The organism is Plantactinospora soyae (assembly GCF_014874095.1).
GTDB classification, from domain to species: Bacteria; Actinomycetota; Actinomycetes; order Mycobacteriales; family Micromonosporaceae; genus Plantactinospora; species Plantactinospora soyae.
In genome coordinates, this window is sequence record NZ_JADBEB010000001.1 from 1,128,766 (window position 1) to 1,145,894 (window position 17,129).

A 17,129-nucleotide genomic window follows, 5' to 3' on the forward strand; every position below is an offset into this window, starting at 1 on the left:
TGGTCGACAGTCCCTCTTGATTGGCCACCGCCTCGACACGTTGCTTGAGATGTGCGGATGGTGGAAAGCCCGGGTGATCTGGTTGTCGTTTCAGGGTGTGCCGAACCAGTCGGTGAGTGCTTCTCGCAGTGCGGGCGCGGCGGTGTCGGTGGGTTCATCGTTGGTTGCGGCCCAGGCGATGTGGCCGTCCGGGCGGATCAGCAGGGCGTCGGCTGGTCGCTGATCGGTTTTGGCGGTGTGGATGTCGACGCGATGCTGCCAGTCTTGGACGGTCTGGCGGAGGTCTGGGCGGTCGGCGAGGTCGAGGAGGATGGGCCGTGCGGTGCGCATGAGTTCCGCGATGCTGGTGATGCCCTGGTCGGTGTGCAGGATGAGGTTGGGGGTGAAGGTTCCGGCCAACGCATGGTGGTGGGGGCCGGGCATCGGGTAGCGGATGTCGGTGCCGGCGACGAGCGCTCCCATCCGGCGTAGCGGCTGCTCGTCGGCGAGTAGTTCCTGGAAGACTTCCCGGAGCGCTTCGGCGGCCGGGTCGTGCCCGCGCCGCAGTGCCACCTGGGCCCGGGTGTGCAGCATGGTGCGGGTGCTGGCGAGGCGGCGTTCGTCGTGGTAGGTGTCCAGCAGGCCGGCCGGCGCGTGGCCGTGGATGTCGGCGGCCAGCTTCCAGGCCAGGTTGACCGCGTCGAGCATGCCGGCGTTGAGTGCCACACCGGTGGCGGGGAACAGGTGCGCCGCATCACCGGCCAGGAGGATCCGCCCGTCACGGTATCGCTCGGCCTGCTGAGCCTTGAAGGTGAACCGCGACAACCGAATCGGTTCTCCCACGGGCAGATTCACGCCGAGCACGCGGCGGATGCTGTCCTGGAGTTCGGACAGAGTCATCGGTATGTCGTCGTCGTATTCGGTGCTCTCGTCTTCGATGGTGTAGAGCGAGATCGCTTTGGAGGCGGGCGATGAGCCGACGCCGAGGAGACCATGATCGGTCCGGGTGAAACCCGCGCGGATCGTGCCGAACTCGGGGACATCGAGATCGCCGTTGCCGAGCACGGTCACCGCGTCGGGCAAGGTGACCTGGGCCAGCCGGTTGACCTCCGGATAGGTGGTGCCCGGGAACGGAATGCCAGCCCAGTCACGGACCCGGCTGCGCGCGCCGTCGCAACCCACGAGGTAGCGGGCGATCACCCGGTACGGCCCGTCCGGGCCCCGCACGTCCACGGTCACCGCGGCGTCGTCCTGGCTCACCCCGATCACCTCGTGTCCGCGGCGGATGTCGACACCGAGTTCCTCGGCACGTTCGTCGAGCAGCAGCTCAAGCCGCGGTTGCGGCAGCGGCAGGGCGTGCAGCGGGGGGTCCGCCAGCTGGGTGAAGTCCAGATGCACACCGCCGAACGGGAATCGGGGCGCCGGGACGGGCCCGGTGCAGGCTGCTTCGAATCGTTCCAGCAAGCCTCGGTAGCGCAGCAACTCGAGGATCTGACCGCCGAGACCACCGGCCTTCGGAGTGTCTCGGCGCTGCGGCTGCCGCTCCAGTACCAGTGGTCGCACTCCGGCCAGGCGCAGTTCATTGGCCAGCATGAGGCCGGTCGGTCCGGCGCCGACAATGATCACGTCGGCGCCCGTTACTCGCGGCTCACGTCGCGGTCCTTCGTCGATTTCCAGCGCGACCTCATCGTCGACAACACGCATTCGTTACTCCACTTCCGCAGGTTCCAGCCTGGCTGGTCAGCGACCAGTCTGCCGCGCGGATCGCCCGAAGATCAACGACAGTCCCCGCAACATGGCATAACCCCCCGCTAATAGATTGAAGGGCCGGAAGCAGCACGTGCTGGCCATAACCGCGTGGTTATCGGTGCTTGCGCTCTTTGCCGTTGATCGACGTCCACACCCGCAGGGATCATGAAAGCGTCAAACGGGCCCGCACGCCGTGGGCCGCGGGCCCGAATCCATTCCTCGTGGGGGGCGGCACATGCAGTTCACACTGATCGGATTGGCGCTCGCGGCGCAGGACCCGGCCGCGAGCGCGGCGTGGTTCGCCGAGCACTTCGGGTTCAAGGTCGGCGTCGATCTGGGTTGGTACGGCCGGAGCCCTTGAAGTGTCTTGCGGCGGGCAGGCCGGGTCGGCTGACGGTGCCGGGCCGGCTCAGTAGGCAGGGCTGAGCACCCTGGACCGTACGCCTCGAAGGTGGACTCCTTCCGGTCGTACATCAGGTAGAGCGCGAGCTGGGCCAGGCCGATCTCGCTGAGCTCGGCCGGCAGGTCCCCATGCGCGGACGCCGGGCCGAGCAGGCACACCCGGTCGACGGTCCCGTCGGGAAAGGTCGGTCGAGAGGGTGCCTACTCGGCCCTGGTGTACGTCGTAGCCTCCACGGCCCGCGTCTGCCTGCCGGCCACAGGCGGCCCCACCCGCCGCACCGGAAGATCGCGGTGGGCGCGCAGAACGCCGTCACTACGCAAGGTCATCGATAGATGTCAACGCTGCACCCACGCTGGAAATCGAAACCCATGCGAGAAGAAGGCGGGTCACGACAAAGCGAGTTTCGAGGCCTCGAAGGAGGTCACTCGAATGCGCGCCAAGTCGTCATACCGATGGGACGAGCAACCGCGGTCACGTTTCCACGACCGAAGCCAATGGCGGCAGCGCAGAAGACGCCCACCTGGGTTTACCGAAGGCGCGTGGACCGAGTTGCGCGGCCGTCGCGACGAAGCTCTGCACCCGTGGCGAGGCCCCGTCCTTACGCGACAGCAGGACCCACTCGGTGACGGGCGCGTCATGGACGGGTACGAACACCACACCCGGGTGTGAGTAGTACTGCAACACGTGCTCGTTCAGCGGGCTGAGGCACTCGCCGGCAGCCACCTGGGTCAGTATTTCGTGAAACGTCGTGACGAGAGGGGCGTGCGGGATCGGCCGGCCGCTGGGTGTCCTCGCGGGCACCATCGCCTCGACCCAATAGTCCGGAACGTTTGGACCGAGATCGACGAACACCCGCCCGCCAAAGTCCTCCATCGACACCGACGCCCGGTTGGCAAGCTCATGCCCGGTCCACACGGCCAGCACCCGCGCCTCGGTCAGCAGCACCGGCCCCTCGACAAGATCCGGCTCCCGCACCGGCCGCCACAGCAAGGCCAGATCCAGCTCCCCAGCCCGCAAGGCCGCGAACGGATCACTGAAATGGATCTCGCGCAGCGCCACCTCGCAGCCGGGATGGCGGCTACGGAACAGATCGATGACATCGCGGATCTCGTGACCAACCGCCCCCATCACACCCAACCGGACGGTACCGCTGACACCCCGCGCCGACTCCGACGCCGCCGCGAGACCCTTCTGGATCGCGTCATAGCCGGCCCGCAGATCGTCGCGCAGCTGCTTGCCGACCGAGGTCAGCGTCACCGCCCGGCTCGTACGATCGAACAACGCGGCGCCGATGCGGCGCTCCTGCGCCTTGATCGCCTGACTCACCCTCGCCTGCGACACATGCAGCCGCTGCGCGGTACGCCCGAAGTGCAACTCCTCGGCGAGCGTCAAAAAAATCTCGATGTCGCGAAGCTCCACCCGAACCCCGACCTCCATAACAACCAGATTATTGATCTTAGCACCGCAGATTATCGGTCGGCTTTCGCGGAGTACCCAGATGGCGTCATGGTTGCGCCCGCTCAACGGGAGGAACAACGACCTTCTCCCCGTTCCGCATCGACGTATCCGACGAGGTACTCGACGACCTGCGGGCCCGATTGGCCCGAACCCGCTTTACGGACTGCAGCGGCGATCAGCCGTGGCAGGCCGGCGCGGACCCCGACTACCTGCGATACCTGGTGTCCTACTGGGTCGACGGGTTCGACTGGCGGGCTCGCGAGGCCGAACTCAACGCATTGCCGCATTACCAGGCCCAGATCGGCGGCCGGCGCATGCACTTCCTTCGCGTGCCCGGCGCGCGTCCGGCCGATGCACCCGCACCGCTGCCGCTGATCCTGAGCCACGGCTGGCCCAGCAGCTTCGTGGAGATGCTGCCGCTGGTCGATCGCCTAACCAACCCCGCGAAGTATGGGAACGACCCCGCCGACGCGTTCGACGTGGTGGTTCCCATGCTGCCGGGCTTCCTCCACTCGGAGCTGCCGAAGGGCCCGCTCACCCGAGCATCGATGGCGCAGACGCTGCACCTGTTGATGACCGACGTGCTTGGCTACCAGCGCTACGGCGCCTTCGGTGGCGATGTCGGCGGCGTGGTCACCGGTTGGCTGGGCGCGCTGCGCCCCGAGCAGGTAGTCGGCATTCACATGATCCACCCACCGATCCCGGCCAGCTTCGACTCCCACCCGACGTCACCGGCCGAGCAGGCATATCTCGATGCCGAAGCGGCGTACGACCAGACCGATGGCGGCTACAGCGCCATCATGGGACCCGGCGGACACCATCGCCGCAGCGTTGAATGACTCTCCAGCCTGGCTGGCCGCCTGGCTCGTCGACAAGTACCGAGACTGGAGTGACAACCACGGGGACCTGGAGAGCCGTTTCGACCGGGACACCCTGCTCGCGATCATCACCCTGTACCGGACCAGCGGCTCCATCGGCTCGTCGTTCCGGCAGTACTTCGACTTCCACCACAACAGCCCACGACCCCACATCACCGTGCCCGCCGCGTTCACGGTGAGCACCGAACCCTCGCACGCCAACTTCCCCCGCGAGATCGCCGAACGCGCCTGCACCGATATCCGGCACTGGAGCAGCCCAGGTAGGGGCGGACACTTCATGCCGCTGGAGAAACCGGACCTGCTCGCCGCCGAACTGACGCAATTCTTCACGTCGCTTCGCCCGTGCTGATCAGCAAGGGAGCCGGGTCATCCCGGCCCGGCTCCCGCTTCCGGCTACCACATAAATCGCTCGAGAAGCTACCTGTGGATGCCGCCCCTTCCACGCAGCTGCATACCGCACTCAACTCGGCACGAGCGGACGCTGGAAGCTGATCGAGCACGGAGCCCACACGTCGCGACCACGACTCACGTCAGACCGGATAGGCGCGCGGGGAGGGCGGCCGAACCCCCGGCGGGCCGGCCATAATCCGATCGCCCCAGGGTGTTACTGGGAGTTTTCGGGGGCGATTCAAAATCGCATAGATAAACGTCGAGGCCCCGACTGACTTTCTGCTGGTCAGGGCCTCATGCTGGTGCCCCCGGCAGGATTCGAACCTGCGACACACGGTTTAGGAAACCGATGCTCTATCCCCTGAGCTACGAGGGCGTCATGATCCAGGCTAGCTGGCGGCGGCTGTCAGCGTACCGCAGGGAGCCACCGGGGTGGTCAGCGCTGGCACCGCCACCAGCGGATCACACATCGACCGCACGCGACCAGGGCTTCGCCGGCCGACCGTCACCGGCGAACATGAGCCATCAACGTGACTCACCGTTGATCACCGCGCCGGAGCGCACACCGCGCACACGCGCGAAGATCATCGATACCGAGACGGTGAGCGGACCGCGAGCCAGAACGCCTGGCGGCTCCGCGCCGACCATTCATCGGCGGCGAGCCGAAGCAGGTCCACGAGTCAGAGACCTGGATGGCGTCCAGCGCACCGACGCGGGCGGTTCCGACATACGCTCCGGCGCGGCCCGGGCAGATCGCCTTCAAAGCAACACGATGAGTTACCCGACAACGCGCGCAGCGGTGTACACGGAGGACGGCATCACACTCACCACACCAACCGTCGGTCAACCGAAGTGGACCTATTGTTCGACCGCAGGCGGAGGGTGGGTTTGGGAGCGTCAGAACAGCCTGGTCAACGACACGGCAGGGCAACTCGCCGCTGCCACCCCTGCACCGGACCCGCGTATGACCTGCTGGGCAGGTGCGGGCCGGGAGGGTTCGAGCCGCGCCGGTCCGTGCTGTCGACGCGCCAAGGGGTGGGCCGGACCTGCTGGACTTTCTCAACGAGGAGCCGTAGAGGCTCTCAGGTTCGTCGCCGCGCGCCTGTAGGCAGCCGCATGATCAATCCCAGTGTGATCCTGCCGGTTCGTCCCTTCTCGCTACATGCGGCGTCGTGGGTTGTTCCAGGGGTGAGCTCATTGGCGAATGATGGCGTTGTCGACGTCATGGTGGCTCCACCACGTCGTCCTGTGTTTGCGCAGCGCCCCTCCGACACGCGTCAGCAATAGCCAGTTGCCGTTCAGGACGAGCGCCGCGTCCTCTGCCCGTTCAGTCAGCACCCGGGCCACGGCCGCCAACATGTTGGGGGTCCCTTTGTCGGTCAGGTCGTCTTTGCTCATGTGGAAGTTGATGTCGACGTAGGTGTCCGGTTCCCATATCCACTGGGAGCCGTCGTCGTCTTCGGCGTCGTAGTAGCCGTGGCCGCCAGAGGTGATGTCGACAACGTATCCGTACTCCTCGTAGAGGGGCGCGGTGAGCATTCCCTTGCCGGACATAGTCGACGTTTCGGTAGCATCCGGGGCGACCAGTTCCGCTATCTGTTCCAGGGAGATGTCACCCGCCAAGGTCAGTCGGTAATCAATAGACATGTCCATATCCTTCTCTCAGTCGGGTTTAACGATCTGCACGACCGCACCGCTCCGAGTGACCGCCACCAGTTCCTTTAACCCGTCGACAGGCCAGTCGTCGAACTGCTTTTGCAGGGCGCGGAGGTCGCCGCGCCAGTCCTCGAGATTCAGCGCCACGCGCTGGGTCTGACCCCTGTCGACCTTCTCCGAGACCGCCTTCCAGACACCCCGAACAGGCTTGGAGGAAGTGGGAGCGTAGCAATCAAAGACGTGCCCTTCGATCAGATAATCAGGTGTCTTCCCCGGGTTGCCGGTGTCGCCGGTGTTGCGCCGAGCACCGGCGATCTCTGCCTTGGTGGGGTTTTGGTGGACCCGGTAGCCCTTGCCGGCAACGATATCGGCGCACTCGTTCTCCAGCTCCAACGAACGCCGTACCTCATCGTCTTCCTTCGGCGGGATCCTGGTTCGCCGTCCGGTCGGTGACCCATCGGGGACCCCGGTGGGGCGTCTGGACCACGACGTCTCTCTGCCGTCTTCAGCGGAAACGGCGTCGTCCCTGGCAGGGACCGAAGAGGCCGGATCAGCGGTGACGGCAGGGGTAGGGCTGGCCGGCATCGAACCGCCAGCCCCGATCAGTTTCCCGATGCCCCCAGCTGCCGTGCTTCAGCGATCGTCCTGTCGACGAACTGCCGGGCGGTACCGGTCCGCTGAGCCACCTGCGCCAGGACCTGTTTGATGCCTTCCAGCACCGACAGCATCGGTCCGGGCTGCCCACCCTGCAAAGTCAAGGTGACGAGTTGCTGCGCCTCGGCGACCTGAGCCATGGTCCCGGCCACCGCGTCCCGAGCCCCGTCAACCGTGCTCTGCACGGGCGTCAGCCCCGCGATCGTGTTCTCCGGGGATGCCCCCTGCGGGACGGCCGCAGTCGCCTTCGACGCCTCACCTATCAATCCGGCGAGCTCGCCCAGCCGGCCCTGGATTCCCGTGATCGCGTCCCGCACTCGGGCCATACCCGCCGCTACGGTGACGAAGCCGGAACCAGCGGCCAGCATGGCCACCTCCCGCGCCTGATTTTCGGCGGCGGCCGCCTGCCCTTGCGCCCGCTCAACGCCCGTGAGCAGTGCACCCAGTTCACCGATGATCTTCTCGATGTTCGACACGTGTCGAGGTCCTCGATTCATATTGAAGTCGGTGAGTGCTGAAACTACCGGGGCACGCCCCGAAACCACCAGCTCATGCATAGGAGAGCGAAAGCACGGAAGCCGACGAAGGCTGGCTGGTCGCCGAAGGCGTGACGCAGTGGACCCAGCTACCACTGTGGCGGCCGGCTGGGCTAGCGAAGTCTGGAAGGACGAGACGAAGCGTGACGGCTCCCATTTGACGATCCTGAGGAGCACCGCCGAGCGCGGGATACCTGCTCGATCCAGGCGAGATGGGAGGCTGAGAGTGTGACTTACCCGCTCGCGCGCCGTGTCTATGACACCTGCCATCTGACCGGACGGTTCCGTCTCCGATCTGGGCAGGTCAGCGAGGAGTACTTCGACAAGTACCTGTTCGAGGGACAGCCGGATCTGTTGCGCGAGGTCGCCGAGGCGATGGTGGCCTTGCTGCCGGAGTGCGACGTGCTGGCCGGGATGGAGATGGGCGGTATCCCGCTCGCCACGGTGATGTCACAGCTGACGGGGTTACCCACAGTCTTCGTTCGTAAGCAAGCCAAGGAGTACGGCACCAACAAGACGGCCGAGGGCGGCCCTGTGAACGGTCGGCGGGTCGTAGTGATCGAGGACGTCGTGACGACCGGAGGTGCCCTGCTGACGTCGTGCGGTCAGCTACGGTCCATCGGCGCCCAGGTGGAGACGGTGGTCTGCGCCATCGACCGCGAGCAGGGCGGTCGGGAGATTCTGGCGGCCGAGGCGCTGCGTCTCCGCGCCGCTCTCACCCGCCGCGACCTGGAAGCCTCCCTGATGGCGTGACAGCTCTGGTGCCGCTCGACCAGCGGCAGAACCGGATGGCCGCGCGGGACGCGGCAAAACGACGCCTGCCTCAGCTCTTGACCCAGTTGGCGCAGGGCTCGGCGTCTTCATTGCCGAGCCAGACGGATACAGCCTGTCAGCCCCGTCTAGAAGCGGTCGAGACGGCAGCCCGCCAGCATCGGCTCGACGGCGCCGTCGACCAGTTCCCGCGCGACCAGGCGGCCCACGGCTGGGGCGAGGGTGACTGCGGAGTGCAGCACCGCCACGTAGAGGCCGGGCACCGGGGCGACAGGGCCGACGATCGGCTCGCCGTCGACCGGCATGGGGCGTATGCCGACCCGGGTGCTGAGCAGTTCGACGTTCGCGGCGCCGCGGAAAGTGGACCGGACGGCGGCGAGGGTCCGATCGGGCGAGTCTGCGGCGGCGAGTAGCCGGTCCTCGGCGACCTGCCGGAGATCGAAGTCCGGGTTGTTGACCACGGTGCGGACCAGACCGGCCGGAGCGCGGAACTGGAAGAGCGTCGCCGGCGACGGGTCGACCGGGACGTGTATGCCGAGCGGCGCGGCCAGTGCGGCCGTGGCCACCCCTGCCGCGAGCACCACAGTCGCACCGGAGAGGGGTCCTGCGGCCGTCTCGACCCCGACAACCCGACCCGCGGTGTTCCGGCGGACCGCGGTGACCGGGGTGTCCGGATGGAGCCGGGCGCCGTGGGCGCAGGCACCGGCGACCAGTCGCTCGGTCACGCCCACCGGGTCGACGGAGCCGTCACCGGGTGCCCAGACGGCCCACTCCGGGGGCTGCCGCAGGGTGGGCTCGAGCGTCGCCACGGTGGCCGCGTTCACAATCTTCTGTCCGGGCCCCGCCTGCGGCGCGCCGTCCGCCGCACCCCAGGACAGAGAGCCGGACCAGGTCACCGGAAGTCCCGGGAGTTCGGCCTCGAGCCGGCGGTACTCCTGTGTCGCGGTCGCCCGCAGCGCGGCGGCTGGACCGGTACGTACGCCGGACGCTCCGATCCAGGCGAACGAGCCTGCCGTCACACCGGCGCCCGGCCGCCCGGCGTCGACGAGGGTCACGACGGCACCGGCCCGGGCGGCGTGATAGGCCACCGAGGCGCCGACGATGCCTGCGCCCACCACGATGACCGTTTCCTCCGAAGTGGCGCCACCGCCAGACTGAGCGAACTGGGAGCGAGACATGGCGTGATCCATTCCTGAGCAGCAGCAATCGACTCGGCCCGAGGAGCTGGGGCAATACTGCTATGGAGATGGCGCACTGCGCTCACCCAGGACCGGACACCCCGCACTTCCCACCCAACCGGATCAGCCTTTCAGGTAGGCCAGGACCGCCCGTACCCGGCGGTGGTCGTCCTCGTCCGGCGGCAGGTCCAGCTTCGCAAGCAGGCTGCCGATGTGCTTCGCGACGGCTGCCTCGGTCACCACGAGCGTCCGGGCGATCGCCGCGTTGGACCGGCCCTCCGCCATCAGGCCGAGCACCTCCCGTTCCCGGGGCGTGAGCCGGGCCAGCGGATCGCGGCGCCGGACGAGCATCTGCCGGACGACCTCCGGGTCGACCACCGTGTGTCCGGACGCCACCCGGTCCAGCGCCTCGACGAACTCGACGACGTCACCGATGCGGTCCTTCAACAGGTAGCCGATGCCGGCCGTACCGGGCCGGGCCGTCTCCAGCAGCTCCGCCGCGTACGTCTGCTCGACGTACTGGCTGAGGACGAGGATCGGCAGGCCGGGGTCGGCACGCCGGAGTCGGATCGCGGCCTGGAGCCCTTCGTCGGTCAAGGTCGGCGGCATGCGTACGTCGGTCACGACGACGTCCGGCGTGTGCTCCAGTACGGCGTCGACGAGCGCCTCGGCGTCTCCCACCGCGGCGACGACGCGGTGGCCGAACCGGTTGAGCAGGCCGGTGATCCCCTCCCGGATGAGGACGTCGTCCTCGGCCACGATCACCCGCCGGCCGTCGATGGCAACCCCTCCCGCACAGCTCCACCCAGCACAGATCCGTCCCGCACCGACCACTCGCCACGCGGATCGTCGGCGAACTCGACCTGCAACACGGTCGGACCGCCGGCCGGGCTGGACAGGGCCACCGTTCCGTCGACGGCCGCGACCCGGTCCACCAGGCCGGCGAGACCGGTGCCGGCGGCCGGATCAGCCCCGCCGACGCCGTCGTCACGGATCCGCAGTACCAGCCGGCCGTCGACCAACGATGCCGTCACCGCCGCCCGGGTAGCCCCGCTGTGCTTGGCGACGTTCGCCAGTGCCTCCACGACCACGAAGTACGCGGTCACCTCGATCGAGGTCGGAAGGCGCCGGGCCAGCCGGATGTCGACGTCGACCGGCACCGGGGAACGACCGGCGACGTCCTGGACCGCCGCCGCAAGGCCCCGGCCGGTGAGCACCTGAGGATGTACGCCACGGATCAGTTCCCGCAGCTCGGTGAGCGCCTGCTTCGCCAGGTCGTGCGCCTTCGCCAGCGGCTCGTCGACCGGTGAGTCGGGTGCCACCTCCAGCCGGGCGAGGCCGAGCTGCATGGTGAGCGCCACCAGCCGCTGCTGGGCGCCGTCGTGCAGGTCCCGCTCGATTCTGCGCCGCTCGATCTCGAACGCGTCCACCAGCCGGGCCCGCGACCGGGTCACCTCGACCAGCCGCTCGCCGAGGTCGTCAGTGGCTCGCGGGCCGAGGATGGCCCGGGCCATGGCGGCGCGCGCACCGGCCCAGGCGGTCAGCGGGTACGGCGCGCAGGCGAGCAGCGCCGCCCCCGTCACCGCCACGGTGAACTGCTGCCAGCCCGCCCTCCCGGGTTCACGGACCGGACCCAGCAGGAACGTCACCGGGGCCCATACCACGCAGAGCAGTATGACCGCGTCCATCCAGCCCAACAGGGTGCTGGAGATGACGGCGTACCCGATTTCCCGTCGAGTGACGTCCTCGCGCAGCCGGACCACCAGCCGCTGCCGCCAGTTCCGACCGTCGAACCGCCGGTGCGGGTCGTCGATCGGGTCGCGGTCAACGAGGCGTAGCCGCCGACGTTCCAGCCCGGCGAGCCCGACGCCGCCCACGAGCACCAGCAGCGCGACGGCCAGCCCGGCCAGGAGCGCGGACGGGGTGGGACCCTCGAGAACGAGCAACGCGGCGGGGCCGAGCGTGACGCACCCGACCAGGGCGCCACCGACCAGGTAGGCGGCCGATCGCCAGGGCCAGACGCTGCGCAGGAACCGGCCGGGGCGCATCGTGAGCGCCTCCAGGGCGGTCCGGACCTGCATACCTGTCACGGTACCGGCGCCCGACCGGCGGCACGGTAGTGCTGGATATACCCCACGGACTCCACCGTGCGCCAATGTGCTCGACCTGCACACCCGGTTGGCTGGGCGCATGACGACAACGCCCACGACGGCATCGACGGCGCCGGTCGCGGCCCGCGCAACGGACGTGTGGAAGGTGTACGGCGCGGGCGAGGCTCAGGTCGTCGCCCTACACGGGGTCAGCGTCGAACTCGAACGGGGCCGGTTCACCGCTGTCATGGGCCCGTCCGGCTCCGGCAAGTCCACCCTCATGCACTGCCTGGCCGGACTCGACTCGGTCAGCCGGGGTCGGGTCCACATCGGCGACACCGAGGTCACCGGCCTCTCCGACGCGGGCCTCACCCGGCTACGCCGGGACAGTGTCGGCTTCATCTTCCAGCAGTTCAACCTCCTGCCCACCCTCACCGCCGAGGAGAACATCCTGCTGCCCCTGGCCATCGCCGGCCGAAAACCCGACAAACAGTGGTACGACACCGTCGTCGGCACGGTCGGCCTGGGCGACCGGCTCCGTCATCGTCCCCACCAACTGTCCGGCGGCCAACAGCAGCGTGTCGCCTGCGCCCGTGCCCTCGTCGCCAGACCCGAGGTCATTTTCGCCGACGAACCCACCGGCAACCTGGACTCCCGCGCCGGTACCGAGATTCTCGGCTTCCTGCGCGACTCGGTACGCGACTTCGGCCAGACCATCGTCCTGGTCACCCATGATCCGAACGCCGCCAGTTACGCCGACCGGGTCGTCTTCCTCGCCGATGGCCACGTCGTCGACGAGATGCGCCAACCCAGCTCCGAGGCCGTCCTCGACCGGCTCAAGGGCCTCGACGTCGTCCGGCACACCGGCACCGGGGCCACCCCGTGATCCGGGCCACCCTCCGAGGCATCCTGTCCCGCAGACTGCGGCTGATTCTGTCCGGCCTGGCCGTCGTACTCGGCGTCATGTTCGTCTCCGGCGCCTTCGTCCTCACCGACACCCTCGGCCGATCCTTCGACACCATGTACGCCGACGTGTACGCCGACACCGGCGTACGGGTCCGGGCCACGCCGCCGCGTACCGAGTCGGAGGCGCCCGCGACGGTGACCGTACCGGCCGGGTTGGTCGACCGGGTCGCCGCGCTGCCCGGTGCCGCCGGGGCCACCGGGCTGGTGAGCGAGGACGGCGCCCGGATGATCGGCTCGGACGGCAAGGTGGTCACCACCTTCGGTCGGCCCCGGTTGGGCACCAACTGGGTCGGCGAGACCGGCCTGACCCGGCTGCGCACCGGTCGCGGGCCGGCGAACGGCGACGAGATCGCAATCAGCGCGGCGTTGGCCGACCGTGCCGACCTGGGCCTCGGTGACCGGGCCGGGGTGCTGACGCTCGCGCCCGGACGCCAGTTCACCGTGGTCGGCATCCTGGAGTACGGCGACCAGGGGCGGGACAGCCTCGGCGGCGCGCACGAGATCGCCTTCCACGAGTCGGTGGCGGCCCAACTGATGCTGGGTCGGCCCGGCGTCTTCTCCGCGGTCGACGTACGGGTGGCGGCGGGGGTGGACCCGGTGGCGTTGCGGGACGGGTTGCGCGCCACCCTCGGCGCCGACTACGAGGTACGTACGAGCGCCGAGCTGCGCCGGGAGCAGGCTGCCGCCGCCGAGGCGGATCTCGGCTTCCTCAACGACATCCTGCTCGGGTTCGCCGGAGTCGGGCTGTTCGTCGGCGTCTTCCTGATCCTCAACACGTTCTCGATCATCATCGCCCAGCGGACCCGGGAACTGGCCCTGCTGCGGGCGCTCGGCGCCAGCCGCCGTCAGGTGATCGGGTCGGTGCTGGGCGAGGCGGCGCTGATCGGTCTGGTCGCCTCGGCGCTCGGGCTGGTCCTCGGCGCCGGCGCCGGCACACTGCTGGCCCGGGTGGTCAACCGTGTCGGCGGGGGTGCGCTGGACGTGGCCGGGTTCGGCCTGCCGGCCGCCGCCGCGTACGCCGCGTTCACCGTCGGCCTGCTGGTGACGGTACTGGCGGCTCTGCTGCCGGCGGTCCGGGCGGCGCGGATCCCGCCGGTGGCCGCGTTGCAGGAGGCGGCCACGCCGGACCGCCCGCTCACCCGGCTGACCGTGGCCGGCGTGGTCATCGGCGTGGCCGGGGTCGCGCTGCTGGGGTACGCCCTGGTCGGCGGCGCGGACGAGATACCCGTGGGGCCGGTACTCGGCGGCGTGCTGGCGGGTCTCGTCGGGGCGGCCCTGCTCACCCCCGCCGTCGCCCGCCCGACCGTGGGCCTGATCGGCCGGCTCTTCTCCTGGTCGGTACCCGGCCGGCTGGGTCGGCTCAACTCTCGCCGCAACCCGCGCCGGATCGCCAGCACCGCGGCCGCGCTCATGGTCGGAATCGCCCTGGTCACCGGCCTGAACATCGTCCTGACGTCCGCCACCGTCAGCCTCAAGGCCACCGCACCCGAGCAGATCCACGCGGATCTCGTAATCACCTGGATCGAGAGCACCGAGCGGCCCCCGACGTTCGACCGGGCGGTGTTGGACCGGATCCGGGCCATGCCGGGCGTACTGGCGGTGGTCGGCAGGTACCAGGACGGCGCGGTGGTCGACGGCGACGTTGCCAACGTCACGGCGATCGACAACGTACCGGCGCTGCCGTCGATGGTCGCGGTGACGCCGGTGGCCGGCTCGTTCTCGCTCGGCCCGGACCAGCTTCTGGTGGACGTGGAGACCGCGAACCGGCGGGGACTGCGGATCGGCTCCGTCGTACACGTCGAGTTCGGCAGCGGACGCAGCCGGGACATGACGGTGGCCGGCACCTACGCCGGTGACTGGAGCAGCGGTTGGTACCTGTCCGATTCGGTGGTCGGCGATCTGCGCGTACAGCAGCCGTCGGAGGCGTACGTGCGACTGGCCCCGGAGGCGGCCGAGGCCGACGTCCGGCGTGAGATCGCCGCACTGCTGGCCGACAACCCGGAGATCGCCGTGACGGACCCGGCCGGCGTGATGGACCTGGCGACCCGGGGCTTCGACTCGATCCTGCTGATGGTGCAGGCGCTGCTGGCGCTGGCGATGGTGATCGCCGTACTGGGAATCGTGAACACCCTCGCCCTGTCCGGGCTGGAACGGACCCGGGAACTGGGGCTGCTCCGGGCGATCGGGCTCAGCCGGCGGCAGGTGATCCGGATGGTGACCGTGGAGGCTGTGATCATCTCGACGTTCGGTGCCCTGCTCGGCGTGGTGGTCGGCGCGGGCATCGGCGCGGCCGTGGTCCGTGCCCTGGCGGACGAGGGCGTCGACCGACTCGCGCTGCCCTGGGGCTTCATCGCCGCCTACCTGCTGGCCGGCGGGGTGATCGGGGTGGTCGCCGCCGTACTGCCGGCGATCCGGGCCGCCCGGCTCGACGTGCTGCGCGCGCTGGCGTACGAGTAGGAGCAGCGCTCACCCGGGGCGTCGTCGGGGTCGCGCGCCCCGGGTGTCCGACCGGCGTGGAATCATGACGCGTCACAGGGTCGCGGAGGGGGCAGCGTGCGCTCGTATCGGTTGGTCGTCGGGGTGGGGGTCCTGTGTGGACTCGTCCTGCCGGGCACGGCGACGGGTGCGGTGCCGACCAGCCCCACCGGGCCCGCGTCCCACGTCGAGGCGGCGGTAGCGGGCGCTCGGCCAGCGGTACGACCGAGCCCCCTGACCAGCCGTGGGACGACCACCTCCGCCACGCCGACCAGACGGACCGCAACTCCCGGTACGGCGACCGGAGACACCGCGGCGACCGGAGGCACCGCGGCGGCCGATGCTCGGAGCCAGGCCGTGCCGGTGGGCCGTCCCGTGACCAAGCCGCCGCTGCCCCCACGTCCGCCCCTGCCGGCGCGTGACCTGAACGAGGTGCGCAGTGACTTCAATGGCGACGGCCGGCCGGATCTCGCCGTGACGGAGCTGCGGAAGGTGTCGACCAGCCGGCCGGTCGATGTGGTCCACGTGCTCTTCGGCGGCCCGCAGGGTGGGTTCACCGAGGTCGGCAGCCAGTACTTCGACCACACCACGCCGGGCATGCCCAACGACGACGGCGCAGCCGACCCGCACAGTGAGATCAACGACTTCGGCCGGGCCCTCGCGTCCGGCGATTTCGACGACGACGGCTTCGCCGACCTGGCAATCGGCGGCGTGCACGACCGGTTTCGAGTTCTCTACGGAGGTCCCTCGGGGCTGACGACCACCGGGGCCCGGATGATCCGGCTCGGCGACGTCGCACCGGGCGCCGACGTTCCCGGGGAGGGCATCACCGGCGAGAACCTGTTCGGCAGCGCCCTCACGGTGGGCGACTTCAACGGTGACGGCACCGACGACCTGGTGGCCGGGGCACCCCGCGCCAGCAGCCCCTGGGTCGGTGGCGTCGCACTGCTTCGTGGAACACCGGACGGGTTGAGTCCGGGTGCCGCCCAGTGGATTTCCGGTCGCACCCCGGGCCTACCCGTCAGCGTGGAGACCGACGGCTTCGGCGCGGTGCTGGCCTCGGCGGACTTCAACGACGACGGCCGCGACGATCTCGCCGTCGGCTTCGACCGCGACCACGTCGGAGCGGCGTACTTCGCCGGCTCCGTCGTCATTCTGCCCGGGGCGACGGACGGTCTGCGGATCGCCGCCGCGACGATGTTCTACCAGGACACCCCCGGCATCCCGGACGTCGCCGAGTACGCCGACAGCTTCGGCCATGCCCTCGCGGCCGGCGACATCACCGGAGACGGGTACCCGGACCTCGTGGTGGGCACGCAGAGCGAGGGCCTCAGCAGCGATTCATCGGACCGGGGCGGCTCGGTCACCGTGCTGCGTGGCTCGTCCGGCGGCCTGACCGTCACCGGCGTCCAGTACCTGACGCAGCGAACTCCGGGCGTCCCGGGTAGCGACGAGCCAGCCGCGCAGTTCGGCACGGAACTCGCCTTCGGAGACTTCAACCACGACGGCCGGGGCGACATCGCCGTCGGGAGCCCGGGGGAGACGGTCGGCGGCATCGGCGGGGCCGGCGCCATCACGGTGTTCCGGGGCAGCCCGCAGGGACTCGTCGTCACCGGCGCCGGCCGTCTGGAGTGGACGGCTCCGGACATGCCGGCCAGCGCCGCCGCCTCGTACTTCTATCTGGGCGATGTCCTGCACACCGTGCGCCAGCCGGACGGCGGTGCCAGCCTTGTCGTGGGTTCCACTAACGGGCAGGTCACCGGCGGTCCGACGCAATCGGGCCTGGTGATGGTGTTCCCCGGCACGACGGGGACCCTGGGTGCGCCCGGCGGCGTCACGGCTCGCGGCCACCGGATCTGGTCGGCGGCGGATCTGCCGGTCGGCGCCCAGGAGTCCGCGCGCTTCGGTAGGACGCTCGGCTAGCCACCTGCCACCGCCTGCTGGTC

General features: G+C 69.5%; 15 protein-coding genes and 1 tRNA gene. 7 read left to right on the top strand and 9 right to left on the bottom strand.

From position 1 onward, the window contains the following. Positions 1-90 precede the first annotated feature (90 nt). Positions 91-1,683: an FAD-dependent monooxygenase gene (locus H4W31_RS05025; protein ID WP_192765571.1), complete on the bottom strand. Its 1,593-nt coding sequence runs from the start codon at positions 1,681-1,683 to the stop codon at positions 91-93. Positions 1,684-1,963: 280 nt separating this feature from the next. Here H4W31_RS05025 and H4W31_RS43640 point away from each other — a divergent pair, with 280 nt between their 5' ends. After that, on the top strand, positions 1,964-2,089 hold the full coding sequence (locus tag H4W31_RS43640) for a hypothetical protein (protein WP_264084060.1): 126 nt from the start codon (positions 1,964-1,966) through the stop codon (positions 2,087-2,089). A gap of 513 nt (positions 2,090-2,602) precedes the next feature. Here the strand turns inward: H4W31_RS43640 and H4W31_RS05030 are convergent. Beyond that, positions 2,603-3,568 carry a LysR family transcriptional regulator gene (locus H4W31_RS05030; RefSeq protein WP_225945395.1) on the bottom strand — a complete coding sequence of 322 codons (966 nt, stop codon included), beginning with the start codon at positions 3,566-3,568 and terminating at the stop codon, positions 2,603-2,605. 161 nt (positions 3,569-3,729) lie between these two features. Here H4W31_RS05030 and H4W31_RS42500 point away from each other — a divergent pair, with 161 nt between their 5' ends. After that, positions 3,730-4,428: an epoxide hydrolase family protein gene (locus H4W31_RS42500; RefSeq protein WP_264084061.1), complete on the top strand. Its 699-nt coding sequence runs from the start codon at positions 3,730-3,732 to the stop codon at positions 4,426-4,428. After that, positions 4,421-4,816 carry a hypothetical protein gene (locus tag H4W31_RS42505; protein ID WP_225945396.1) on the top strand — a complete coding sequence of 132 codons (396 nt, stop codon included), beginning with the start codon at positions 4,421-4,423 and terminating at the stop codon, positions 4,814-4,816. Before H4W31_RS42500 ends, H4W31_RS42505 begins: the two co-directional genes overlap by 8 nt. Positions 4,817-5,157: 341 nt before the next feature. On the opposite strand, the gene H4W31_RS05040 is transcribed toward H4W31_RS42505, so the two are convergent. From H4W31_RS05040 to H4W31_RS05055, 4 genes are all read right to left on the bottom strand, one after another. After that, a tRNA-Arg gene (locus H4W31_RS05040) sits at positions 5,158-5,233 on the bottom strand. Between the two features lie 818 nt (positions 5,234-6,051). Then, entirely contained in the window at positions 6,052-6,504 is a 453-nt protein-coding gene (locus tag H4W31_RS05045) for a SitI3 family protein (protein WP_192765572.1), read from the bottom strand. A gap of 15 nt (positions 6,505-6,519) precedes the next feature. Beyond that, a complete protein-coding gene (locus H4W31_RS05050) occupies positions 6,520-6,906 on the bottom strand; it encodes a CdiA C-terminal domain-containing protein (RefSeq protein ID WP_225945397.1) in 387 nt (128 codons plus the stop codon). Positions 6,907-7,115: 209 nt separating this feature from the next. Next, positions 7,116-7,643: a DUF6244 family protein gene (locus tag H4W31_RS05055; RefSeq protein WP_192765574.1), complete on the bottom strand. Its 528-nt coding sequence runs from the start codon at positions 7,641-7,643 to the stop codon at positions 7,116-7,118. A 288-nt stretch (positions 7,644-7,931) separates the two neighbouring features. Here H4W31_RS05055 and pyrE point away from each other — a divergent pair, with 288 nt between their 5' ends. Beyond that, entirely contained in the window at positions 7,932-8,456 is a 525-nt protein-coding gene (gene pyrE / locus H4W31_RS05060; RefSeq protein ID WP_192765575.1) for an orotate phosphoribosyltransferase, read from the top strand. A 146-nt stretch (positions 8,457-8,602) separates the two neighbouring features. Here the strand turns inward: pyrE and H4W31_RS05065 are convergent, their stop codons facing one another. The 3 genes from H4W31_RS05065 to H4W31_RS05075 all read right to left on the bottom strand — a co-directional run bounded on the left by H4W31_RS05065 (position 8,603) and on the right by H4W31_RS05075 (position 11,733). Next, positions 8,603-9,589, bottom strand: coding sequence for an NAD(P)/FAD-dependent oxidoreductase (locus H4W31_RS05065; RefSeq protein WP_318783032.1), 987 nt, complete (start codon positions 9,587-9,589; stop codon positions 8,603-8,605). A gap of 186 nt (positions 9,590-9,775) precedes the next feature. Then, on the bottom strand, positions 9,776-10,417 hold the full coding sequence (locus H4W31_RS05070) for a response regulator (protein WP_404825562.1): 642 nt from the start codon (positions 10,415-10,417) through the stop codon (positions 9,776-9,778). Beyond that, positions 10,414-11,733 carry a sensor histidine kinase gene (locus H4W31_RS05075; RefSeq protein WP_192765577.1) on the bottom strand — a complete coding sequence of 440 codons (1,320 nt, stop codon included), beginning with the start codon at positions 11,731-11,733 and terminating at the stop codon, positions 10,414-10,416. Before H4W31_RS05075 ends, H4W31_RS05070 begins: the two co-directional genes overlap by 4 nt. Positions 11,734-11,842: 109 nt before the next feature. Here H4W31_RS05075 and H4W31_RS05080 point away from each other — a divergent pair, with 109 nt between their 5' ends. The 3 genes from H4W31_RS05080 to H4W31_RS05090 all read left to right on the top strand — a co-directional run bounded on the left by H4W31_RS05080 (position 11,843) and on the right by H4W31_RS05090 (position 17,106). Beyond that, complete coding sequence (locus tag H4W31_RS05080) at positions 11,843-12,628, top strand: ABC transporter ATP-binding protein (protein ID WP_192765578.1); 786 nt, start codon at positions 11,843-11,845, stop codon at positions 12,626-12,628. Continuing rightward, positions 12,625-15,165, top strand: coding sequence for an ABC transporter permease (locus H4W31_RS05085; RefSeq protein WP_192765579.1), 2,541 nt, complete (start codon positions 12,625-12,627; stop codon positions 15,163-15,165). Before H4W31_RS05080 ends, H4W31_RS05085 begins: the two co-directional genes overlap by 4 nt. Positions 15,166-15,558: 393 nt before the next feature. Next, entirely contained in the window at positions 15,559-17,106 is a 1,548-nt protein-coding gene (locus H4W31_RS05090; protein ID WP_192765580.1) for an FG-GAP-like repeat-containing protein, read from the top strand. The last annotated feature ends 23 nt before the right edge of the window (positions 17,107-17,129 follow it).

Excerpts from the sequence above, each read along its gene's own strand:
- H4W31_RS05025 (WP_192765571.1), bottom strand. The coding sequence starts at position 1,683 with ATGCGTGTTGTCGACGATGAGGTCGCGCTGGAAATCGACGAAGGACCG.
- H4W31_RS43640 (WP_264084060.1), top strand. The coding sequence starts at position 1,964 with ATGCAGTTCACACTGATCGGATTGGCGCTCGCGGCGCAGGACCCGGCC.
- H4W31_RS05030 (WP_225945395.1), bottom strand. The coding sequence starts at position 3,568 with ATGGAGGTCGGGGTTCGGGTGGAGCTTCGCGACATCGAGATTTTTTTG.
- H4W31_RS05045 (WP_192765572.1), bottom strand. The coding sequence starts at position 6,504 with ATGTCTATTGATTACCGACTGACCTTGGCGGGTGACATCTCCCTGGAA.
- H4W31_RS05075 (WP_192765577.1), bottom strand. The coding sequence starts at position 11,733 with ATGCAGGTCCGGACCGCCCTGGAGGCGCTCACGATGCGCCCCGGCCGG.
- H4W31_RS05080 (WP_192765578.1), top strand. The coding sequence starts at position 11,843 with ATGACGACAACGCCCACGACGGCATCGACGGCGCCGGTCGCGGCCCGC.